Source organism: Methanothermococcus okinawensis IH1 (genome assembly GCF_000179575.2).
Classification (GTDB): domain Archaea; phylum AGJL01; class Methanococci; order Methanococcales; family Methanococcaceae; genus Methanofervidicoccus; species Methanofervidicoccus okinawensis.
Window position 1 is genome coordinate 1,512,603 of sequence record NC_015636.1, and the last position, 24,454, is coordinate 1,537,056.

Below are 24,454 nucleotides of genomic sequence, written 5' to 3' on the forward strand. Positions count from 1 at the left end.
AATATAATTAACATAATATTTACAATGAAATAATATAATAAATAAAAATATAATAAAAAATAATATAATAACTGTAAAAATATAAAATGTGATTATATGGATATGAATTTGGGGTATTCACTAATATTGGTGGGTTTGATATTAATATTCTTTGAGGTAATCACACCAGGGTTATATTTTCCAGCCATAGGTATAGCTGTGCTAATATACGGTATATTTTTATTATTTATGCCTTCATTAGCATTACCTGCTGCCATATTATCTGGGCTGATTACTGTATATATCATGTATCGTTTGGTATATAATGTGGGCACTGACATAAAAATAGGGGCAGAACGATTTATAGGAAGGGAGTTAATTTTGCAGAATGATTTGGATAAACAGGGGTATGGGTTAATAACCTTAGATAATGAAAAATGGCATATTAAGGCAACAGAACCTTTAAAAAAAGGAGATAAAATAAAAATAGTGGGTATAGAAGGGGTAAGTTTAATAGTAAAAAAGGTTGATGATAAGAAGGAAAAATTAAAGATAGACAATAATACTGACAATAAAAAAATAGAATAATAGTAATTTAATAAATAATAATCTTAAAAATAATAATAAAAAATTTAGTAGGGATATAATGGAATGGTTTTGGATAATAATAGGTTTAATAGTGCTTTATATTATAATAAAATCAGTAGTCATTGTAAATCAGTACGAATTGGGATTAATATTTAGATTAGGTAAGGTATCCAGGGTGTTGAAACCCGGAGTAAATATATTGATACCACTTATAGAAGAGCCTGTAAAAGTGGATGTAAGGACAAAAGTAATAGATGTTCCATCCCAAGAGATGATTACAAAAGATAATGCTGCTGTTTCAATAGATGCTGTTATATATTATAGGGTTGTAGATGTAAAAAGAGCTCTATTGGAAGTGCAAAACTATGAGTATGCCATAGTAAATCTTGCTCAAACAACATTAAGAGCAATAATTGGTAGTATGGAACTTGATGAGGTTTTAAATAAAAGGGAACATATAAATTCAAAACTTTTAGAAAGTCTTGATAAAGATACCGATTCATGGGGAGTAAGAGTTGAAAAGGTAGAGCTCAGGGAGATAGAACCACCACAAGATATAAAAAATGCCATGACTCAGCAGATGAAAGCAGAAAGATTAAAAAGAGCAGCCATATTAGAAGCAGAAGGAGAAAAACAAAGTAAGATATTAAAGGCAGAAGGTATAGCTGAGAGTTTAAGAATTGAAGCCGAGGGACAGGCAAAAGCAATAAAAATTGTTGCAGAAGCTGCACAGCAATATTTCAAAGATGAAGCACAGCTCTATAAGGCACTTGATGTAACCAATACAGTATTGAAAGAAAATACAAAATATATAATTTCTGAAAATATAATGGATGTTGCAAAGAAACTTGTTAAAAAATGATTTTAAGTTTCTATTTTATTTTTAATTTATTTTTATTATCCTATTTGTTATTATCACTTATTTATTATATTTTTATAGTATATTTTTTATAGTATGTATTTTTATATTTTATATTTTATATTATATATTATTATATTTAAATATCTATTTTTTAGAAAAACTATATATATCATACTTGCAAATATAAATATTAATAGTGTAATATTATGCCATAATCATAAACACTAAATATAATCGATATAATATTATTTTAAAATTAATAAGGTGATGTATCTTGGTAATTTGTCAAAAAGAATTTACAAATATGTATTGGAGACATAATTATCCACAATATTGGAATAGAATTATAGAAAAAAATCATTTAAAACCGGTGAATAATCACGAATTCACAAATTTACAAAGTTATAGGTTCATTGGGATGATTGGGGATAAAATATACAAAGATATTACAACAGGACCTTGTCTATTAACTCCAAAGGAAATAAGAAGTTTAAATAAGAATACCACTATTGACGATATCCAAGAAATGCTTATGAGGCATCCTACATTTGAGGATTATACTGCTATTGCTGTGGAAACAAAAGAAGAGTATTCTACAAATATAATTATAGAAACATATGAATATGCTAAACTTATAGAGTATAAAACAGAAATTTCATTTGAAGAGGCACTTAAACTAACAAAAAAAGCAGGAGAAAATTTTAAAAAATACTACAATAAAAAATTAAAAAATAATAATAAAAATAACCCCAATAATGACAAATCTGGAAAATTAAAATACTTCCCAACGCATAAATCATCATTTGATAGTAGGTTAAGGGAGCTCTGTAATGAATATTATATATTTTACCTGAACAATTCAAATATATCTAAAAAAGGTAGGGCGATTATAGAATCCAACCCCGAAGAAAGCACATGGTTAAGAATAAAAGTCTCATTTCTTCCAGAAGCCATAAATAAAAATAAAACAACGATAATTGAACCAGCTTCAAGTATTGATGGAATGAAATATGCCAATATGATTTCGGGGAGCTCCTCAATAATTACAAGAAGCCCACCTACCATTACAAATAAACCAGTAATGAATGGAGGTTATGATTATGAAATATTATATTTAAACGGCTCTATTGAAGAAGAATTTAAAAAATTTAGATTAAATGAAGGAAAAACACCATACGGGTGTCCAGCATACAATTTATATGCATTCCTATGCAATAACCATGATGAAAATACCGATGAATTTAGAGAATATAATAAAAATTGTAAAAAGTGCATGGAATATTTAAAGGATAAGCTCAAAAATATTATAGTGGAAAAATAAAAAAATAATAAAAAATAAATAAGTTTAATAAATAAATGGGTGATAATATGGATAATACATATGGTAAAGTTTATGATTTAATAATAATTGGTGGGGGTCCTGCTGGATTAACGGCTGGAATATATGCTATGAGGGCAAAATTAAATACTATATGTATTGAAAAAGAGAATGAAGGAGGAAAAATAGCAGAAGCTGGTATTGTAGAAAATTATCCGGGGTTTGATAGTATAAGCGGTTTTGAATTATCTCAAAAGTTTGTAGAACATGCAAAGAAATTCAATTTAAACATAGTTCATGACACCATTAAAAAAATCGATATATCCAAACCTTTTAAAATAATTGGTGAAAATAACACATATATTACAAAATCCATAATAATAGCAACAGGAACAAAGGATAAAAAATTGGGGTTAAATGAAGATAAATTTATTGGACGAGGGGTTAGTTATTGCACAACCTGTGATGCCTTTTTCTATTTAAATAAAGAGGTAATAGTTATTGGAAGGGGAACTCCTGCGGTTATGTCCGCATTGAATTTAAAGGATATAGCAAAGAAAGTAACAATTATTACCGATAAACCTGAGCTCAGGGCTGCTGAAAATATCATGCTGGAACGATTGAATGATGCCGAAAATGTAAAGATAATCACCAATGCAAAACCTTTAAAGATACTTGGTGATGATAAAGCAGAGGGTGTTTTGGTATCGCTAAATGGAGAAGAAAAGGAAATAAAAGCAGATGGTATTTTTATAAGTATGGGGCATATACCAAACTCTGAATTTTTAGAAAGTAGTGGCATAGCATTAAATAAAAAAGGATTTATAATAGTGGATAAATCATGCAGAACAAACATAGATGGAATATTTGCCTGTGGTGATATTACAGGTGGTGTTTTGCAGGTATCCAAATCTGTTGGTGAGGGTGCAGTTGCACTTGCAAGTGCCTCACAGTATTTAAATAATTATAAAAATGATAAATAAGAATTTTATTTTAATATTTTTACTTATTTTTAATATTTATTTTAAGTATTTATATGTTTAAAATCATTATTTATTCATTTTATTTATTAATATTATTTATTTTTTCTCCTTTTTCGTTTTTGTTTTTTCATTTTTGATTTTTTCGGTATATCTACATTTTGGATAATTGGAACATCCTATAAACTCTCCAAATCTTCCCTTTCTCATTATTAAGTCCCCTCCACACTCTGGACATTTACCTACCACTACTTTTTCAGCTTTTTCAGTTTTAGTTTTATTATTTAGTTTTTCGGTATATCTACATTTTGGATAATTTTCACAGCCTAAAAATGCTCCATATATTCCTTTTTTTACCACCAATTTTCCACCACATTTTGGGCAGATTTTTTCAGATTTTTCAGCCTTTTCCATTTCTTTTTTATCTTCGTTGGATATTTTTGAAGGACATTCTGGATTTATACAGACTTTTTGATTATCTATGCTTATTATAGGAGCTCCGCATATTTCACAAGTTTCATTTAATATTTTTATCCTTCCCTTTTGTGGCAATGGATAGGTTTTTTTACATTCTGGATAATTTGTGCATCCTATGAATCTCTTCTTGCCTTTTGTTTTAATTATTATTAAGTCCCCCCCACACTCGCATTTACCAACAGTTTTTAAAGATTTATTTGTAGTGTCTATTTTTTCCACCAATTCCTTACCAATTTCTTTTTCTTTCTTTTTAACCTCTTCTAATATGGCTCTTAATTTATTTTCAGCATCTTTTAAAACATTTTCTTTTTTTATGGTTCTTTTCTGTAATCTATCCAGTTTTTTTTCTAATTCTCTTGTCATCTTTTCATCAATTATTTCGGGACAGTATTTTTTAAGGGTTTCAATTACTGCTATTCCCAAATCAGTTACTTTTAAAGAGCCATCATCAATTAAATATCCTCTTTTTACGAGTTTTTCCACAATGTCAGCTCTAGTGGCTTTTGTTCCTAATTCCCTTGATTCAAGTTCCTTTATAATAGATGCCATTGTATATCTTTTAGGAGGCTTTGTTTCCTTTCTTTCAATGGTTATTTTTTCAACAGGTATTTTATCATTTTTTCTTAAACTTGGGAGCTCCTTTTCATCAAACTTTGTAAAGTAATATATCTCATGCCATCCTTCTTTTATAGTTCTTGAACCACTTAGTTTGAAGTTTTCTCCATCGATATTCAACACTACATTAATATACTCCCTTTCTGCATTATCCCAAAAGGCCGCAAGTGTTCTTCTTACAATTAAATCGTATAATTTTTTCTCATCATCATTTAATAGTTCTTTTGGAACATCTACAACATGTATTGCAGGGTGTGCAGGGTCGCTTTTTTTACCTTCTATTGGCTTTCTGTTCTCTCTCAATATGAGCTCGGCATATTTTTTATAATCGCCATGGTTTGAAACTTTTGTTAGAATATCCTTTATGTAATTATCATCCTTTGGAAGTTTTTGAGAACTCGTCCTTGGATAAGAACAAATTCCCATTTCATAAAGCTTCTGTGCAATTTCTTGCGTCTTTTTTGGTGAAAATCTAAATATTCTGTGAGCCTCTCTTTGTAATGTTCCTAAATCAAATGGTGGATTTGGTTTTATCTTTTTCTTAGTTTTTTTGATACTTGAAATTATTGCCTCTTTTTCATCCTTTATTCTGTTGTAAATTTCGTTGGCTTCCTTTTCATCCCAAAATTTATCCTTTTCATGAATTGCTAAGAGCTCATTTTTTAGGTGAGCTCCGATTACCCAATATGGTTTTGGAACAAATTTTTTTATTTCCAGCTCTCTATCGACTAAAAACGATAAAGCAGGTCCTTGAACTCTACCTGTGCTCATCGTCTGCCATCTATTAACAGCCCTTATGGATTGCATCAGAGCTCTTGAAACATTTATTCCATAATACCAATCTACCCTATGCCTACTGTCTCCTGCATCAACAAGCCCGAAATCTACTCTATCTGGATTCTCATACGCCTTAATAATTTCATTTTTGGTTAAACTTGAAAATCTCATCCTTTTTGCATCATTTTTTCCACAACAGTAGTACAATGCGTGATAACCAATTAACTCTCCTTCAATATCCCAGTCCGATGCTATATAAAACTCATCAGCTTCTTTTGCAAGTTTTTTAAGTGTATTTATATATTTTTGGACATACTCCTTTCCTTTAATGGTTGAAGCAGGAACCCATTTTATATTAAAAACAGGATATTCCCCAAATTTTTTCTTTTCCCCTGTTTTTTCTTCTTCTAATGTAAATAAATGCCCAACAGCAGAAGCTACAATTATTTTTTTTCCATTTCTTTCCAATTCATAGTATGGAATTCCGTTATTTGATTTCTTTTTAGGATTGCCCAAAGCACTTGCTATTTTTTTTGCTACATTTGGTTTCTCACATATTATTAAATCAGTCATAATTTCACTTTTTTAAAATTTAAAAATTTTTTTAATTTTTATGAACATCATGCATAATATTTAATAGTTATATAATTAATTTATTTTATTATATTATTATTTTATTTTATTATTTTTTATATTATCTTTTATTACTGGACTTTTTTTATCAATGTAAAAAAAATTAACAAAAGAAATATAAAAAGGAGCGGTATAATTATAAATAATTATAAGTAGATAATTAACATAATGAAAGATAAGAGGTGGTTTTATGGATATTCTATTTAGAGGGGGAGCTATGGAGGTAGGAAGGAGTTGCATAGAAGTTAGAAGTGATAAAAGTAATATATTTCTCGATTGTGGTGTAAAATTATCCGAGGATAATCCAGAATATCCTGTATTTGATAAAATACATCCTGATGCTGTTTTTGTATCCCATGCTCATCTCGACCATACAGGTTCTTTACCCATATTATCCCATTTACATATGCACTGTCCCGTATATACAACTTCAATGACAAAGGCTATAACAAAGGAGCTCCTAAGGGATTCATTAAAGATAGGCATAGAGGAAAACAGAGAGCTACCATTTAATAAGGGAGATATAAACAATATATTACATCATCATAAATATGTAAAATATGGAGAAATTTATAATATTAGGGATTTTGAATATATCTATTATGATGCGGGACATATTCCAGGAAGTGCCTCAATTTACTTAAATTATAATAACGGCAAAAAAATAGTATATACAGGAGATATCAAACTTTCAAAAACAAGGCTCACAAAAGGAGCGGATTTAAGCTATTGTGATAACGATATAGATATTCTGATTATTGAATCCACCTATGGAAATAGGCTTCATCCAAATAGAAAACAGCTTGAAAAAGAATTTCTAAATAAAGTAAAAGAAACTGTGGAAAGAGGAGGAACAGCTATAATTCCAGTATTTGCAGTTGATAGGAGTCAGGAAGTAATTTTAATGTTAAATGATTTAGATTTAGATGTTCCTATATATTTTGATGGATTAGGTGTAAAAATAACAAAGATAATGTTAGGACAGCACCCCAAATACCTTAGAAATCATAAAAAACTTAAACGGGCATTTTCAAATACCTATACTGTGGAGAATGAAGAAAGACATTATGTAATTAAGGATTTAAAAGAAAATGGTGGTATTATAGTCAGCACTGCTGGAATGCTCAATGGAGGACCTGTAATAAAATATATAAGCAATTTCTGGAATGACCCTAAGAGCTCCCTTATATTCACAGGTTATCAGGTAAAAAACACAGCTGGAAGAATACTTCTTGAAACTGGAAAACTCCCAATTGGAGAGATGATGGTAGAACCAAAATTTGAAATATCATTTTATGAATTTTCAGCACATGCTGGAATGGATGAACTAAGAACAGTTGTAAAAAAGGCAAATCCTGAGATTTTAATAATACAACATGGAGAAGAAGAGGCAATAAATGTATTCAAAGAATGGGCTATTGAAGAAGGATTTAAAACATATACGCCTAAATTATGCGATAGAATAGATATATAATATTCTTAATTATTATTTATTATTTTATTCTTTATTACTTTATCTTATTATCTTGTTTATTATCTTATTATATTCATCTATATTTTATTTCATTATTCATTTCTATTGTCCTCATTGTTATTTTTATTATCCATTTTTATCTTTATTTTCGTCATCATCAAATTCTACAACTATGTTTTTTATATTAAATTCCTTTCCTCCTTTTATTTTTAAAGAATAACTTCCACATTTAGGACATGTAACATCAAATTCATCTTTTGCTTCCAACTCTCCTTCATACCCGCAATTTTTACATACAATATGTGGTTTTATGTATTCTACTTCCATTTCTGCACCTTTACATATCGTGTCCTCTGAAATTACCTCAAATGCAAATTTTAACTGCTCAAAGTTTATAAAGGTTAATTCTCCAATTTCTAAGTTTATTTTAGAAACTTTTTTAATATTTTTATCTTTCAATTCTTGATTATCTACTGAATATAAAATTGTATTTAATATGGATGTTGCATAGGATAATTCATGCATTATTACACCTTTATTATATAATATCAACATCAATTAATAAAAATTAAAAATAAAAATAAGATAAAATTTAACATAAACTTATTAAGATATAGTATATCGATTTATGTATTTATAATTATAATTCATCAGCAGGTATAAATTTATATCCATAGCTAATGACTCCATCCTTACCATCTTCTTTTATTCTTCTAAAAGCTACTTTCACAGGCATGCCAATATGGACTTTGTCGATATCACAATCAACCTGTGCAGTTAATTTTGGACCTTCATCCAATTCAATTACTGCTATTACATAGGGTGCCATTTTTTCAAAATCTTTTGGTGGTGTGTGTATTATAGAATATGTATATATTTTTCCTTTTCCACTGAGCTCATATGGTTCGAGCTCTCCCTTTCTCCTACATTTTGGACATACATTTCTTGAAGGAAAATAAACTGTTCCACAGGTTTTGCATCTTGTTCCAATAAGGTTATATCTTTCATTGATATGTCTCCATGTTCTTACCACCATATATATCACCATTTAATTTTTTATTACTATTTTATTTTCATTTAAATCAATCTTTATTATTTCTCCACTGAGCTCCTTTACTTCCCCAAATAAATCAACTGCTATTATCTTATTATCTTTTTTCTCAACAAGCATAATATCCTCCATAATAAATTTATCATTTACATAGAGGCTAAAATTACACATTATTTCACCTTATATTAAAAATTTTGAGTATATCATTATTTCTTTGATTTATTAAATAGCATGAATGTTATGAGCTCTATCATTATATTATTGAAGAAATTGGATTTTAATCCCATCCCCTAATCATGATTACCTTAGTTAGGTTTATTATATTCTATTTCGTTTTTTATAATATTCTTTTATTTTATTTTTAACTATAATTTATTTTTTTATAATTTTTATTTCCTTTTATCTGAGAGAATATGAACGCATACAGTTCCACCGCTTCCCCCGACATTTGCCGTTATACCATATCCATTTTTAATTGGAGCCTGCCTACCTTTACAGTTTTTGTCCTGTTTTAATTGCCAATATATTTCCCCAGCCTGTCTTATACCTGTGGCACCGAGAGCATGCCCTGCTGCTTTTAATCCACCACTCGGATTAACACTAACAAAATCATCATAGTCTATTCTTGTCTTTTCTTCGTCTCCAACGATTTTTCCAGCTTCTCCTTTTTTGCAGAATCCCAAATCCTCCAATAGTATTAAACCATTAATTGCGAAGCAGTCATGAACTTCTGCAACATCCATTTTATCGGCATGAGCTCCTGCCAATTTATATGCTTTTTCAGATGCAACTCTTGCAGCATTGAGTGAAGTCATATCTTTTCTTCCATGAAGGGCTATTGTGTCAGATGCCTGAGTAGATGCTCGTATATATATTATCTCGTCTTTTGGTGCAAATTCTTCTGCCTTATCGGCATCGCATATAATAAGTGCCGCAGCTCCGTCAGAAACAGGGGAGCAGTGCATAAGTGTTAATGGTTCTGCAACTGGTGAAGCATTCATAACCTGTTCAAGGGTAGTTTTAAATCTAAACTGAGCATAGGGGTTTTTTGAACCATTGTCATGGGCTATTACACTCCATTTTGATAGCTGTTCAAGTGTAAGTCCATATTCATACATGTATCTTTTTGCCATCATGGCATAGAGTGATGGAAATGTTGCTCCGAAGAATGATTCCCACTCCTGGTCTGCTGCTGTGGCTATTGCTGCTGTGGCATCTGCTACATCGGTCATTTTTTCTACACCACCTGCTAAAACAACATCGTGACATCCACTTGCAACAGATAAATAGGCACTTCTAAGAGCCAAGCTTCCAGAGGCACACGCCGCTTCTACCCTTGTGCATGGAATTGGATTTAATCCTGCATAATCCGCTATAAGTGATGCAATATGTTCTTGACCTACAAAAATACCTCCGCTCATGTTTCCAACATACATGGCGTCTATGTCATCACCGTCAATATTTGCATCATTTATGGCTTTAACTCCTGCTTCAACAATTATTTCCCTAAATGATGATTCCCAGAGCTCACCAAATTTAGTCTGTCCATATCCAATTATTGCAACATCTCTCATTATTCCACCTCTTCGTAAAATTCTATAAGTTTAATTATTATTTCATGAAGTTCATCAATATGTTGGTCTTTCTTTAATGTATTAACTTAATTTAACATATTTTGGAAAATTTTTCAAATGTTTTTATCCATCATTTCTATTGCATTTATATCTTAATTCCGCCCCTATATTTTAGATAAACTGCATAATCCACATATTTTTTTCTATTTAATAAATTCATAGTTTTTGGAGCTCTATCTTTAACTTCCTCAATTCTATCCATTACAGTTATATCAAAGGCATCACTACCTGCACCACTTCCATAGGATACCGCCAAAATCCTATCCCCTTCTTTTGCATGGTCCAAAACATTTGAAAGCCCAAGTGGAACAGCACCTGAATAAGTATTTCCCAAATAAGGTGTTAAAAGTCCGTATTTATATTGTTCATTTGTGAATCCTAATGCTTTTGCTGCTTTTAAGTAAAATTTTCCATTTGGTTGGTGGAACACACAGTAATCATAGTCTTTTGGAGTGGTTTCCATTCTTTCCATCATTCCTTTGGCAGCACTTAACACATGTTTGAAATATGCAGGTTCTCCTGTAAATCTTCCGCCGTGTCTTGGATAGGATTCCCCTTCTCTTCTCCAAAAGTCTGGGGTATCCGTTGTAAAGGAATATGTGCTGTTTATTTCTGCAACTAATTCATCCTTATTGTTTCCAATTATGTATGCTGCCCCACCTGCTGCTGCGGTGTATTCAAGTGCATCACCCGGAGCTCCCTGAGCAGTATCTGCACCAATTGCCATGCCGTATTTTATAATACTACTACCAACAAGACCCATGCACATTTGGATTCCAGCAGTTCCTGCCTTACATGCAAATTCCAAATCTGCTGCTGTTAAATCTGGTGTAGCACCAATAGCCTCTGCTACGGTTGAAGCGGTAGGATTTACGGCATACGGATGACTTTCACTACCCACATAAACTGCCCCAATATCTTGTGGATTAATATCTGCTCTTTTTAAGGCATTTCTGGCTGCTTCAACAGATATTGTTGCAGTATCCTCATCTGGTGATGGCACGCTTTTTTCATTAACTACCAATCCATTCTTTATAGATTCGGGATTTTTTCCCCAAACTCTTGCTATTTCCTCTACTTTTATTCTGTATTTAGGAATATAACTACCGTAGCCCACAATACCAACTTTCATTTAATCACCTTTTTTATGAATTTATTATTTATTGTTAGTTATATACAATTAAAAATTTCATAAATAGAAAAACAAAAATAACAACATTAAACAATAAATATATATTATATTAATTTAAGAATATATATTAATTCAGGATTCCTTTTAATCTCTTTAACAATTCATTAATATCAAGTTTTGTTATAATAAGTGGTATTCCTTCAATTTCTGCTATTTTTAGTGCCAATTTATCCAACTTGGATACACCTTGAAGAACAACCAATCTCGGTTTTATAGAGCTCACCCTTATGGCAACCATTGGACTTCTTCCAGATGAAACATTGGTGAATATTAATGCCCTTTCCGTAGTCCATCCATATAGATTTAGAAAATCCTGCCCATCCATCTCCAATATTGCCTTTATGCTATCTACAACAGTATGACCGAATATTTGGTTATTCAATATACCTTCCAACTCTTTATCATTTGATTTTCGATTTCCACAACATACGAGCTCCCCTTCGATAACATTCAAGAATTCTTTTATTGATATTGGTGATGTATACTCCCTTATTTGAAGGATAGCTTTCATTGACGGCGGATTTAAAACCTTTTGAAGAGCCCTTATTGTGTGGCCTCCGTTTTCTTTATCAAGTTCAACCAATGCATCAACATATCTTTTTACTATATTCACGCCGGGATTTTTTCTTCTACCAGTTTCATAATCGCTTACAACTGATGGAGACAAACCTAAATATCTTGAAACATCTATCTGTGGAATATTGAACATTTCTCTCCATTTTTTCATGCTCTTTCCGATGTCATCGGATAATACAATATCTCCAATAATATGCACTTTTATCTTTTCCATAAAATCCAATTATAATATATATTATATAAAAGTTTCGATTTAAAACAAACTTTTATTCGTTATATGTCGATATAAAAAATAAAAAAATAATAAAAATAAAATAATAAAAGCTAAAATAATAAAAAGAATAATAAAAATAAAATATTATTAAAGTATTATATCTCTATCAGTTTTACAATATATTCCCAACAACTTAGCACAGAGCTCCATATCTTTATCCCCTATCTTTACAGTTTCATGAGATTTTTTTAATATATATGGATACCCGCCAACAGATATTTCATTTAAATTTGAAAAGAAGTCATTATTTAATTTTGAAAATGAAGTAATATTCAACATACCTGAGCTCCCATCCAATCTTACAAATTGATAGTATAATTTACCAATATCGTATCCAAAATGTTTTATATGATTTATAGTATAGTAAATATTCTTATTTATATCTTTTATTTTCTTATCAGACAAATCTAATGGTTTTGAATAACCTGTTCCTTTTATTTTTGAAAATATTGCTATGTCTGGAATATTAGCCTCTTTAAAATATAAATTCATTTTTGAAGTTTTTGATACCCCTATTATTTTTTTATCATAATTTTGTAGGAGCTCCGTTAAAAGAACTATGTATTCAAGCTGTTCAAATAGTATTCTCTCTTCATTACTTTTATAGTTTAAATCATTTGTTGGAATAAGCCTATTTTCCCCTATATTTTCAAAAATCCTATCTTTAATTTCATTACAATATTCATTATAATAATCTACAATAGATGATTCTGATGAATTTTTGTTATTTTCAATCACTGTTCCGTAGGTGTGAGTTTGGATTAAAAGAGAGTATATCGAGCCATCAAATAAATAATAGTCAATATCCTTGTTCATAAAATTCCACAGTGCAGTTTTTAATTCCATATTCATCATATAAAGCCTAAGCCTATCTGGCACATACTTATATGGAAGGATTATATCCGTGTCCCAATATGAAATGGATTTTTCTATTTTTTCTCCGACTTTATTTATATATGAAACAGCGCCTATTGAATACAGGCAATAATCGATATAATTTAATTTATTAAAACTACCATCTCCACCAGCAAATACACAGTCCGATGGATTTTCAAAGTTTTGTGGTATCCAATATTTGCCACTATCAAATTTTCTGTCAATAGATTCTATTTTTTTACGAATTTTATTTTTTTTGCTAAGTAAATATGAAAAATCCAAATCAAACACCTAATTTATTTCCTTTTTGATAATAATATTTTATTTTTATTATTATTTTTATATATCATATCCTATTTATTTTTTCTCTTATTATTTTTATTCCTTATCCATTATATCGTTATCTTCATCTTCTTCCTTTTTCTTTACTATATTTGTATCCATAATACTTATTAACCCGTTTTCCCCTATTATTTCTACCAACATAGGCAATATTTTTAATAATTTTTCCTCATATTCTATACATTCGACTATTACAGGTAAATCCATGGAAAGTCTTAAAACTTCAATTTCAGATATGCCCCTTATACCATAACCACAAAAACCTCTCAAAATCGTAGCTCCTGCAATACCATTTTCTTTAAGTATTTTTAATATATACCGATATAATGGCATTCCTTTATACTTATCAGTCTCTTTTAAATATATCCTTAGCATTTTAGCATTTAGTATTTTCATAGTGCCACCTATTATGTTAATTATTTTATTTTATTTCTGCTATAATTTATGTTATTTTTTTATTATTTAGTATTATTTATTTTAATTTATTTTGAGTATATTTTACTTTTTTATATGTTATTTTCTTAATCATATTTTTATATAATTTATATGTTATTATATGCTAATTATATGAGCGGTTATATTTTGGGATGATGTATACTTAATAACACTTTGGTGGTTTAATGGATATAAAAGAAACATTTTCAGAGTTTGTTTATAAATATTATATCGAGCCAATCAAACTGAAATCAGGATACAATATCATTCAAGAAATTACCTATGGAATATTATTGTTTGTAATGGTTTATTTGTTTTACAAGGTTTGTAAATTGCTTAATATAAAAATAAATAAAAAGTTTGCATTAACTACAATTTTTTATATTATATTAATAGCATTAATGAGAGCTCTGGTTGATGCAGGATATATCCCTCATTCATATTATACAGTAACTCCCGGCATTGTGATTTTGGTAGGTCTGTATTATATGAGCTCTATAATTATTTCAGGCATACTATTCAAAAAAGATAAATATCATATTTCCGCAATAATAATGGCATTAATACCAACAGTTTATTTATTAAGTATATTTATAAACAATATGGTGCATATGAATGCATTATTTTATGTGCTTGGTATTGTAGCTATTGTATATGGCATTGTAATATATCCTATTGAAAAAATAAAAATCTTGAAAAATAAATTGAATTTTGACACCGTAGATAAATATGCAATAATATCGCAATTAACAGATGCCTCAGCAACAGCCGTTGGTATCGGCATGTATGGGTATTGGGAACAGCACCCTATCCCAAGACTTTTTATGGGTATTTTTGGTCCATATATAATGATACCTTTAAAATTAATTGTTGTTATAGCAGTATTATATATCATAAACAAAGAAATAAATAATAGGGATTTAAGAAATATATTAAAAATAACCATAATGGCTTTGGGACTTGCCCCGGGGCTTAGAGATTTGTTTAGAACTATTATGGGAGTTTAATTTATTAATTTAGTTAGTTAATTTAGTTATTTAATTTTAGTTGATTAATAGTTTAATGTTATAATTTTAATATTTTAAATTTATAAGATATAAGACATAATAAATAATGAAAAGGGATATTATGAAAGTTGTTGAAATGGTTATTAATAAAGAGGATGAATTATATAATTATATAGATAATATTGATGAAGGGGATTATATGGAGGCTTATTTTGGAAGATGCCATATGGAAGGCACAGTTATTAGTAAAGAGGATACATTTTTTAGATTGGATTCCGATAACGAATTAATGGGAATGGTAGAATTTGACCTATCAAGTGTTGTTAATGATTTAATAGAGCTCGTCCATACTACGCCAGATAAAAAAGTAATCTTAAAAATAATGTAAAAAATATATGTTAGTAATAATTATAAAAAATAATTTAAAGTTATAAAAATAAAATATAAAATAAAATTGATAAAAATTAATGTGTTATAAGAAAAATGATGATTTATAACTGAATAATAAAATTAAAAATACTGCAATAATAAAAGATGATATTATGTTTATGGGAGCTACAACAAAAGAAGGGCTTAATATTGCTGAAAAATCCAGAACAATAGTAAAAAATAAGATAAGACAAGTATTGGGGGAAGATAAGTTAAAAAGTTATTCCAGTGAAGAATTAACGATAATGGAAAGAGTTGTACATGCTACTGCTGATGAAGAATATGCAAAACTATTAATTTTTAAAAATAACCCGATAGAGAATGGAATAGAGGCTATTAAAAACAAAAAACCAGTAGTTGTGGATGTGGGCATGGTTAAGGCAGGTATTAGATATAACAATTTATATAATTTTATTAATGATAAAGAGACTTACAAAATGGCTGAGGAAGAGCAGATTACAAGGGCAATAGCATCCATGAGAATTGCAAAAAAGCTTATTGATGGTGGGGTTGTAGTAATAGGCAATGCACCTACTGCATTATTCGAAGTAATTAGGTTGATAAATGAAGAGGGCATAAAACCAAAACTTGTTATCGGAGCTCCGGTTGGTTTTGTAAAGGCTAGTGAGTCAAAAGAAGCTTTAAGAAATACGGATGTTCCATCCATAACCACAGTAGGACCAAAAGGTGGGACTCCCGTTGCAGTATCTATTGCTAATGGCATCATAGCATTAAGTAAAAATAAAAGGGCATAATTTATATAATAACATTTAAATTTAAATCCTTGCTAATTTTACTTATTTTTTTATTATATTGATTATTTAATTTTTATTTTTTAAAATATCTTTAATCTATCCGTCGTAAATCGATGGATTTTTTAGTATAATTAATATATTTAAATAAATAGAATTATAGAGATTTTTAAGAGATTTTTTATATATTGTGTTATTTTTAATCCTTCCTTGTAAATTTTTTAGATTTTAAAAAAATATCAATTTAATATCTTTTATATTCCTAAATACCTTTAAATTATCCGTCGTAAATCACCCTTAAAACTATATAAATAACAAAAATCAATGTGATTCGAGATGCAAGGTTTATATAGGGGTAATGCAAAGGTATTTTACATAAAATAAGAAAATTTTTGAACTGTTAAAATCAGACCATTGATGGATGGAAATTTAATTTTGGTATAATAAAAAACCTCAATTTGAGTTAAAATCAGACCATTGATGGATGGAAATTTTTTTCACCTTTATAAGTAATTAGGGATTGCCCCTGGTTAAAATCAGACCATTGATGGATGGAAATCAAATATTGCAACATTTTTGTAAGAATAATTGTAAAAGTTAAAATCAGACCATTGATGGATGGAAATTATTTATATAGTGATTTTTGAGTTATAGTATTAAGTGTAGTATCAGTTAAAATCAGACCATTGATGGATGGAAATTGCAATCATTGAAAAAATATCTGCACTTATATATTGGTTAAAATCAGACCATTGATGGATGGAAATAAAGCTCGTTCTGGTGTCATCGAAATAATTTTAACGTTAAAATCAGACCATTGATGGATGGAAATTAATACAATTTCTCATATTTCGCATACTATTCATAATGTTAAAATCAGACCATTGATGGATGGAAATAAAGCTCGTTCTGGTGTCATCGAAATAATTTTAACGTTAAAATCAGACCATTGATGGATGGAAATTAATACAATTTCTCATATTTCGCATACTATTCATAATGTTAAAATCAGACCATTGATGGATGGAAATAAAGCTCGTTCTGGTGTCATCGAAATAATTTTAACGTTAAAATCAGACCATTGATGGATGGAAATTAATACAATTTCTCATATTTCGCATACTATTCATAATGTTAAAATCAGACCATTGATGGATGGAAATCATTAAATAGTGATGTTCCAAGAATTAAAGTGTTCCGTTAAAATCAGACCATTGATGGATGGAAATGGAGCTCCGATAGTGTTGAGATTTCATAATATATATTATCATGTTAAAATCAGACCATTGATGGATGGAAATTTATTATATTCATCATCTAAATTAATTAATTCTTCCTGCGTGTTAAAATCAGACCATTGATGGATGGAAATTTGAATGACTATATACATCATTCAAAGGCAAATTTAGTTAAAATCAGACCATTGATGGATGGAAATTTCAATAGATGAAAAATAAACAGTCTGTAAATAGAGCTTCATGTTAAAATCAGACCATTGATGGATGGAAATTGAAATATTAAGTGACTTGGAACTTATAAATGACATTGTGTTAAAATCAGACCATTGATGGATGGAAATTAAGCCTCTTTTTGTGATGCATCATAATAGTAATCGTTAAAATCAGACCATTGATGGATGGAAATAGATTGGAAAGGCAGGAATGAAAGGTGTTAGATAGTTAAAATCAGACCATTGATGGATGGAAATACGCATAAATCTTTTATCATATCATTCCTCAAAGCTGCGTTAAAATCAGACCATTGATGGATGGAAATCTTCTATTTTATTAATAATATATTGTGCCACTTCATCGTTAAAATCAGACCATTGATGGATGGAAATCTAAACAGTGCATACCGCACCTACATGTAATTTTATGTTAAAATCAGACCATTGATGGATGGAAATAGATTCTATCTTTTCGGGTCTTTTAGGTTGTGGTTGAAGTTAAAATCAGACCATTGATGGATGGAAATCTTTAATGTCTTCGTCAATAGGTTCTGGCGTTTCCGTTAAAATCAGACCATTGATGGATGGAAATATAATTTCACCTTCATTATCTAAATTCCAATTAATAGTTAAAATCAGACCATTGATGGATGGAAATGAGGATGTTCTTACAAATGCATTTTATAAAGGATATTTAAAAGAGTTAAAATCAGACCATTGATGGATGGAAATTAAATCTATTATGTAATAATATTCAATGTCTGAAATAGTTAAAATCAGACCATTGATGGATGGAAATAGATATATGAAAAAGAAAAAAGAAAAGCAAATTATAGGTTAAAATCAGACCATTGATGGATGGAAACTTTTTAATTTATAATTAAATATTTAAAGAACACTTATAATTGCTATAAAGAATATGGATATTACTACCCTTGTTAATGTAGATATCGTCATGAGACTTATACCATCCTTAACCCCATATAATCCAACATAATAAGGTATAAAATATCTAATTATGGTTATACTCGATAGAACAGAGCCAAATAGCAGAGCTCTTATAGCTTGTATATTATTTATGGCATGACTATCCACCAATGAACCTGCCATAGTATATGCCGCTATACTGTTTATCATGGCTGTTATAGATATGGTTAATTCCTCAGTGGAGAATGGTAAAAACGATATATGAGTTTTTATATATTCTGTAATATAATCAAAAATTCCTATTTTAATCAAAAAAGATGTTATAAACGATGCTATGAATATAGTTTTTATTATAGGGAGGGATATTTTTATGGTTTTGTAGATAACTGTTTTAAATAGGTTTTTATAATTATTTATCTCTTTTATAGATATGTTTTTTTCAACATTATTATTTTTAATGTCATTAATATTATTATCATCTTTATTTTTATTTTTATCATCATTTATATCCTTTTTTATTGTTAATTTTCCAATTATGGCAAATATAACTGTTGTAATTAACCCTATTAACACCAATATAAAAAAATAAACAATCCCCAACATACCCATAGTGGCAAATAATGTTGGAACAAGAGAATCCCAATGTTTCAATATTGCAGGAAAAGAATCCATTAAAGATGATATATAGAGCTCCTTCTTAGATATTTGATTATTTTTATAAAAATCTATAAGCATTACATTCGCAGCTCTTGGGTCAATAAATGCCAAGGTTAAGGCTAATCCACATTCTTCTGGAAGATTTGCAATTTTAGTAAATATAGTGCCGATAAAAGACAGTTTAGTAATTACATTCAATGCTACCAATGTTTCTGCTATAAACATACCTATAAGTAATCCAGGTATGGAATACTTTAAAAACATATAGGTGAGATAAAATAAGGATACGATAAATTCTTTCATAAAAATATATTATTAGTAAAGTTTTATAAATTTATGCTTTTTACCATTTTTTAATTACTTCATAAATTGGACCTTCTCTTGTTAATTCACTTTTCATCAAAACGATATTTTTAACCTCAATAGTGCCGAGCTCCGTATGTTTATACTTATCAATTTTATTTTTTAGTAATTTTTTATCCTTGATAAATTTGACCCTTCCAATAGTTATATGTGGGATATAGTCCTTTTCTTTTTTAAATCCCAATTCTGAAAGTTTTTCATCAATTTTTTTGAATATAGGTATTAAATTAGTAACTCCTACCCATATTACCCTTATGTAATTTTCATTTGGAAAAACGCCAATATGTTTTATATCACTTTTAACAGGTTTAATGGATAAATCTAAATTTTTTATTTTCTCAATCATTTCTTCGTCAATATCTCCCAAAAATTTAACAGTTATGTGAAGATTATCCATTTTAACCAATTTAATGCCGTTAATTTTAAAATGAGATGATAGTTCTTTAAGTTTTTCTTTAATATCTTCATTTAATTCAATTGCTAAAAAGCATCTCATAATTTCACTTATTATTTTATTATTTTTTACTTTATTACTTTTTATTATTACTTATTTCACTCATTTTCATCTTTTAATAATATTGGTATGTTATCCACTATTTTAAAGGTTTTTTTACATCTTCTACAAATTAATTTTTTATTTCCATTCTCTTCTATCAATTCTAAATCCCCCCTGCAAAAAGGGCATTGGAGGATATGTAAGTATCTTTTTATCCAGCCCATAGTATCATTTTAATTATAATTTTAATAATTTTATATCATTCTATGTATTATACTCCTGTATATCTAATTATTTATATATAATTATTTATATATAATTATTTATTTTTTAATGTGTTAATTACCTCATCAACAATCTCAGGAGCAAGACCAATATATGTTTTATAGTCAAATAATTCGTCGAGCTCCTCCTCAGTTAAATATTTCATCACATTTTCATCTTTACTTAAAACTTCTTTTAAATGTCTATTTTCGTCATGAGCCTTCATTGCACATTTTCTTACAACTTCATGAGCAGTCTGTCTTCCCATGCCTTTTTTAGCAAGGGTAATCATTACTCTTTCCGCCATTATAAGACCTTTTGTTAGTTCAAGATTTCTATTTACATTTTCAATATTTACAGTCAATTTTCTCATACCTTTGATTGCAAGGTTTAATATATGGTCTAATAAAACGCATGACTCGGGGAATAAACATCTTTCTGGTGATGAGTTTGTTAAATCCCTCTCTTCCCATAATGGAATATTGTCAAATTCAGCAAGAGCATTTGTTTTGATTACTCTGGAAAGCCCGCAAATCTGCTCAAATGTGATGGGGTTTCTTTTATGTGGCATTGTGGATGAACCAGTTTGTTTTGATGCATCGAATTCTTCTTCAAGTTCTTTTATTTCTGTTCTTTGCATACTTCTTACTGTAATACCTATTTTGTTAAGCGTTTGGGCAATTAAAGCAAGGGTAGCCATAAATTCAGCATGTCTATCCCTTTGGATAACTTGATTTGATATTAAAACTGGGTTTAATCCAAGTATCTCCCCAACTCTTTTGTGGATTTTCATACCGTCCTTTCCAAGAGCTGCCATTGTTCCTACTGCTCCTGTAATCATTGAAACGCATAACCTTTCTTTGCATGTTTTTAATCTATCTATATGTCTTTGAATTTCAGAAGCCCAAAGTGCAAACTTCATGCCGTATGTTGTTGGAATAGCATGCTGTCCATGGGTTCTTCCAATACATACTGTGTATTTGTGTTCCTCAGCCTTTTTAGTTAATTCATCTCTCAATGTTTTTAATTTGTCCAATAGTATGAATATAGCATCTTTAAATTGTAGTGATTGGGATGTATCAACAATATCGTTGGATGTTGCACCAAAATGTATATACTCACCTGCATTTCCTTCGCATACCTCTGCAAAAGCCTTTACCATTGCCACAATGTCGTGTCTTGTTTCTCTTTCAATTTCCTTTGCTCTTTCAAGTTTCACATATTTTGTTGATGCCTTTCTGTTTATTTCTTCCGCTGCTTCCATTGGAATTATACCGAGCTCACCCTGAGCTCTTGCAATAGCTGCCTCAACTTCGAGCATTTTTTGAAGTTTTGTTTCTTCTTCCCAAACTTCCTTCATTTCTTTTGAACCATATCTAAAATCAATTGGATGCACTGCCATTTTATAACCTCCAAAAGTTAATTTATACTGTTTCCTTTTTTAAATTATTATTATATATTATTTTCTTCCGCTCATGTTATTATATCGGTTAAAGATATAAACTTTTACACCAGAGCTCCTACAAATATATTGTCTTTTGTTCTTAATATTCTAACTTTAACGATTTTTCCAACAATTTTTTCATAATTTTTATTAACATTTATTATCTGGATAACCCTATCTTTTGCAACTCCAATTACTTCATTATTTACTCTTCCATCTAAAACAACCTCTGCCTTAACAATTTCATTTAATTTAAAGGGACTAAAAAGTTTTTTTCTTCGATGATTTCCAAAAGCCTTAGATAATGGTGTATCCAATTGAACATCAATGCCGTTCTTTTTATACTCATTTTCATAATGCTTCAATAACTCATAGAATTTTTTAAAGTTCCATACCTTCATCTTTTTAATTCTTCTACCAAACTGATATGTGAGACATAGCTGAGCTCCGATAATTGGATTTTTTTTATTGGTGATAGGATTTATTATATTCTGTGGATTTTTTCTCTCCAATTGAACGGCGTAATCTATTACCTTTTTAAATTCCTCATCGTTGATATTGGGCAAAAGAAGAGGTGCTATTAAGAGATGGATTTTTGAATTTTTTATATACTCGGCAATATCCAATATGTGATTGATATTATAATCCCTACTGCCAGATAAAATTCTGCTCATTTTCTCATTTAAGGCGTTTATAGAGAGGTTTATTCTATGTAGTCCTGCTTCCTCTAATTCATCTATTAATTTATAAGATAGTTTAGTCCCATTTGATTGCATAGTTACAATACCATTTCCTTTGCTATTAATTTCGTTCAATTTCTGAACTAAATCAGGCAGTGGATAATATAAAGATGGTTCTCCTTGACCATCCAAATGAGCTTCTAAATGTTTATTGCCTTTAAATTCAACTATTTTTTTATATTCATCCACTAAATAATCCAAATCAACATAATAATCATTTTTTCTTGTTTTTGAATATTGTCCCTCATCAACAGAACAGAATGGACAGTTTATATTGCATCCACTTAACCCTCTTACCTGTATTATATTTGTTCCCCTATCAATAAGTCCAAATGCTGTATGACCTATCAAAGGAATTGGAGGACTTATATAATATGTTTTTCTTTTGGTTATTTTATTTATCAAATTTTGAGATATATTTATCGATATTAGATTTAAGATACCTGATTCAATAGAGTTAAGTCTATTTTTATTTATTTTTTTAAGATTGTTATCTACTAAAAAAAGAATACCATCTTCCAATCTGGCATCATAATCCAAAATAATGGATGTTTCGTAATTTTTATTTATTTCAATAATTAACTGATTTTTATTTCTTCCATTTTTAGTTAATTCCACATCTGTAATCATTTTAAATTTGTTAAAATTTATAGTTATAAAATTATTTACGCCGTTAAGGTTCATACATACACCAATGTTATATATAAATAGGTTTAATTATGTTAAAAAATTAGGATAGATTTTATTTTTTATTTTTTTATTTATTTTTATGTTTTTTAGATTTATTTATTTTTACATTTTTACTTCCTTTTTTATATTTAATCATTTTTCTTTCTAAGGGACTTCCACATATTTCACACACATCATCAAAGTAATCTATATTATACATCTTTTTGCATCCTTTGCATACAAGTTTCCATACAAATCTTTCTTTTATTCCTTCGGACACTATACATTTTACATTTACATTTAATCGCTCTGCTACATTTTGGAGTCCGTAGTCATCTGTATATAATATACCATTTAAATCCACCGCAAGGGCAAGAATATCAATGTCATTTTTAGATAATGTATCCCCCGTTACTATGGACATCTTTTTAACCTTTTCAACAGTTTTAGTTTGAGGTTCCCTGACCTTTAACTTTCCATACTCAATGGCGAGCTCGACAACATCTTTTTTTGTTTTAACTTCTTCAATGATACCATAAGTGGTGTAATGTTCCCCTTCTTCAACTGTGGGATTATATCCATGTATAAATGAAGATGCATCAAGTATTTTTATCATAATATCACCTTAAAATTAGTAAAATTATCTAAATTATTTAAAAATAGCAATAATCCTGTAAGTATTATGAAAATTATTATAACCATATTAAAAGTAGAAGGAAATAAAATAAACCATTAACATTTATTACATCGTGTAGGTTTTGGATAGTAATGTCTTTTATGAATATAATAATAATTTTATAAAAATAAATAATATTTTAATAAATAATTAATTATTCTACTTTAATACTACTTTTTTCTTCCTCAGATTCTTCTTTTTTATTTTCATTATCTATTTTTACCCCCTCTTCCAATTCGTTCTTTCCAATTTCTTTAATTTCTTCTTCTTTTGATTCTTCGTTAATATCTCTAAAACTTATCCCCAATTCCCCATTTAGTTCAAGAGAGCCTATTTTAAACTTTGATATTTTGATATTTTTATCCAAATCAATCCTTATTATCAATTCCTTATTACTTAATGCATCGATTAGTTGTTTAATATCATTTTCTTTCATCATAATATCACCAAAGAATAATATATATGCTCTTTAATATTTATAGGTTTTTATAAAAAAT

The 24,454-nt window shown here is 29.0% G+C and carries 24 protein-coding genes and 1 CRISPR repeat array; of the genes, 8 read left to right on the forward strand and 16 right to left on the reverse strand.

What is annotated here, in order from left to right:
* The first annotated feature begins 96 nt into the window (after positions 1–96).
* The 4 genes from METOK_RS07480 (at position 97) to trxR (ending at position 3,730) form a co-directional block, all read left to right on the forward strand.
* The gene (locus METOK_RS07480) at positions 97–567 is read left to right on the forward strand and encodes an NfeD family protein (RefSeq protein WP_013867614.1); all 471 of its coding nucleotides are present in this window, start codon (positions 97–99) and stop codon (positions 565–567) included.
* Positions 568–625: 58 nt separating this feature from the next.
* A complete protein-coding gene (locus tag METOK_RS07485) occupies positions 626–1,429 on the forward strand; it encodes an SPFH domain-containing protein (RefSeq protein WP_013867615.1) in 804 nt (267 codons plus the stop codon).
* 274 nt (positions 1,430–1,703) lie between these two features.
* On the forward strand, positions 1,704–2,750 hold the full coding sequence (locus METOK_RS07490) for a hypothetical protein (RefSeq protein WP_013867616.1): 1,047 nt from the start codon (positions 1,704–1,706) through the stop codon (positions 2,748–2,750).
* Positions 2,751–2,797: 47 nt separating this feature from the next.
* Positions 2,798–3,730, forward strand: a complete 933-nt coding sequence (trxR, locus tag METOK_RS07495; RefSeq protein WP_048057951.1) for a F420-dependent thioredoxin reductase — start codon at positions 2,798–2,800, stop codon at positions 3,728–3,730.
* Positions 3,731–3,826: 96 nt separating this feature from the next.
* On the opposite strand, the gene topA is transcribed toward trxR, so the two are convergent.
* A complete protein-coding gene (gene topA, locus METOK_RS07500; RefSeq protein ID WP_013867618.1) occupies positions 3,827–6,169 on the reverse strand; it encodes a DNA topoisomerase I in 2,343 nt (780 codons plus the stop codon).
* 250 nt (positions 6,170–6,419) lie between these two features.
* On the opposite strand from topA, the gene METOK_RS07505 reads away from it, so the two are divergent.
* The gene (locus tag METOK_RS07505) at positions 6,420–7,703 is read left to right on the forward strand and encodes an MBL fold metallo-hydrolase (RefSeq protein WP_013867619.1); all 1,284 of its coding nucleotides are present in this window, start codon (positions 6,420–6,422) and stop codon (positions 7,701–7,703) included.
* A gap of 126 nt (positions 7,704–7,829) precedes the next feature.
* Here METOK_RS07505 and hypA read toward each other — a convergent pair whose 3' ends face one another.
* The 8 genes from hypA to METOK_RS07540 all read right to left on the reverse strand — a co-directional run bounded on the left by hypA (position 7,830) and on the right by METOK_RS07540 (position 14,044).
* Positions 7,830–8,228 (reverse strand): hydrogenase maturation nickel metallochaperone HypA, encoded by a 399-nt coding sequence (gene hypA / locus METOK_RS07510; RefSeq protein ID WP_048057952.1) that lies wholly within the window; start codon positions 8,226–8,228, stop codon positions 7,830–7,832.
* Between the two features lie 115 nt (positions 8,229–8,343).
* On the reverse strand, positions 8,344–8,739 hold the full coding sequence (locus tag METOK_RS07515) for a Zn-ribbon domain-containing OB-fold protein (protein WP_013867621.1): 396 nt from the start codon (positions 8,737–8,739) through the stop codon (positions 8,344–8,346).
* Between the two features lie 12 nt (positions 8,740–8,751).
* Positions 8,752–8,925, reverse strand: coding sequence for a CooT family nickel-binding protein (locus METOK_RS08525; RefSeq protein WP_013867622.1), 174 nt, complete (start codon positions 8,923–8,925; stop codon positions 8,752–8,754).
* Between the two features lie 218 nt (positions 8,926–9,143).
* Positions 9,144–10,328 carry a thiolase domain-containing protein gene (locus tag METOK_RS07520; RefSeq protein WP_013867623.1) on the reverse strand — a complete coding sequence of 395 codons (1,185 nt, stop codon included), beginning with the start codon at positions 10,326–10,328 and terminating at the stop codon, positions 9,144–9,146.
* A 145-nt stretch (positions 10,329–10,473) separates the two neighbouring features.
* On the reverse strand, positions 10,474–11,520 hold the full coding sequence (locus METOK_RS07525) for a hydroxymethylglutaryl-CoA synthase (protein WP_013867624.1): 1,047 nt from the start codon (positions 11,518–11,520) through the stop codon (positions 10,474–10,476).
* Between the two features lie 127 nt (positions 11,521–11,647).
* Positions 11,648–12,370 (reverse strand): helix-turn-helix domain-containing protein, encoded by a 723-nt coding sequence (locus METOK_RS07530; protein WP_013867625.1) that lies wholly within the window; start codon positions 12,368–12,370, stop codon positions 11,648–11,650.
* A 147-nt stretch (positions 12,371–12,517) separates the two neighbouring features.
* Positions 12,518–13,588, reverse strand: a complete 1,071-nt coding sequence (locus tag METOK_RS07535; RefSeq protein WP_048057953.1) for a DNA double-strand break repair nuclease NurA — start codon at positions 13,586–13,588, stop codon at positions 12,518–12,520.
* A 96-nt stretch (positions 13,589–13,684) separates the two neighbouring features.
* Positions 13,685–14,044: a DUF190 domain-containing protein gene (locus METOK_RS07540; protein ID WP_013867627.1), complete on the reverse strand. Its 360-nt coding sequence runs from the start codon at positions 14,042–14,044 to the stop codon at positions 13,685–13,687.
* Positions 14,045–14,268: 224 nt separating this feature from the next.
* Between METOK_RS07540 and METOK_RS07545 the strand changes: the two genes are divergently transcribed.
* The 3 genes from METOK_RS07545 (at position 14,269) to METOK_RS07555 (ending at position 16,274) form a co-directional block, all read left to right on the forward strand.
* Entirely contained in the window at positions 14,269–15,090 is an 822-nt protein-coding gene (locus tag METOK_RS07545) for a DUF63 family protein (RefSeq protein ID WP_013867628.1), read from the forward strand.
* A 121-nt stretch (positions 15,091–15,211) separates the two neighbouring features.
* Positions 15,212–15,478, forward strand: a complete 267-nt coding sequence (locus METOK_RS07550) for a DUF2097 domain-containing protein (protein WP_013867629.1) — start codon at positions 15,212–15,214, stop codon at positions 15,476–15,478.
* Between the two features lie 154 nt (positions 15,479–15,632).
* Positions 15,633–16,274 (forward strand): cobalt-precorrin-8 methylmutase, encoded by a 642-nt coding sequence (locus tag METOK_RS07555; RefSeq protein ID WP_048057955.1) that lies wholly within the window; start codon positions 15,633–15,635, stop codon positions 16,272–16,274.
* A 396-nt stretch (positions 16,275–16,670) separates the two neighbouring features.
* Positions 16,671–18,587: a CRISPR direct-repeat array (repeat unit 30 nt; unit sequence GTTAAAATCAGACCATTGATGGATGGAAAT).
* Between the two features lie 22 nt (positions 18,588–18,609).
* Here the strand turns inward: METOK_RS07555 and METOK_RS07560 are convergent.
* The 7 genes from METOK_RS07560 to METOK_RS07585 all read right to left on the reverse strand — a co-directional run bounded on the left by METOK_RS07560 (position 18,610) and on the right by METOK_RS07585 (position 24,396).
* Entirely contained in the window at positions 18,610–19,608 is a 999-nt protein-coding gene (locus METOK_RS07560; RefSeq protein WP_013867631.1) for a hypothetical protein, read from the reverse strand.
* A 40-nt stretch (positions 19,609–19,648) separates the two neighbouring features.
* Positions 19,649–20,164, reverse strand: coding sequence for an RNA 2',3'-cyclic phosphodiesterase (gene thpR / locus METOK_RS07565; protein ID WP_013867632.1), 516 nt, complete (start codon positions 20,162–20,164; stop codon positions 19,649–19,651).
* Positions 20,165–20,220: 56 nt separating this feature from the next.
* Positions 20,221–20,388 (reverse strand): Trm112 family protein, encoded by a 168-nt coding sequence (locus METOK_RS08530; protein ID WP_013867633.1) that lies wholly within the window; start codon positions 20,386–20,388, stop codon positions 20,221–20,223.
* A 95-nt stretch (positions 20,389–20,483) separates the two neighbouring features.
* Complete coding sequence (gene purB, locus METOK_RS07570; RefSeq protein WP_013867634.1) at positions 20,484–21,830, reverse strand: adenylosuccinate lyase; 1,347 nt, start codon at positions 21,828–21,830, stop codon at positions 20,484–20,486.
* A 104-nt stretch (positions 21,831–21,934) separates the two neighbouring features.
* Complete coding sequence (locus tag METOK_RS07575; RefSeq protein ID WP_013867635.1) at positions 21,935–23,296, reverse strand: radical SAM protein; 1,362 nt, start codon at positions 23,294–23,296, stop codon at positions 21,935–21,937.
* A 73-nt stretch (positions 23,297–23,369) separates the two neighbouring features.
* Positions 23,370–23,897, reverse strand: a complete 528-nt coding sequence (locus METOK_RS07580; protein WP_013867636.1) for a type II toxin-antitoxin system VapC family toxin — start codon at positions 23,895–23,897, stop codon at positions 23,370–23,372.
* 214 nt (positions 23,898–24,111) lie between these two features.
* A complete protein-coding gene (locus tag METOK_RS07585; protein WP_013867637.1) occupies positions 24,112–24,396 on the reverse strand; it encodes a hypothetical protein in 285 nt (94 codons plus the stop codon).
* Positions 24,397–24,454: the final 58 nt, after the last annotated feature.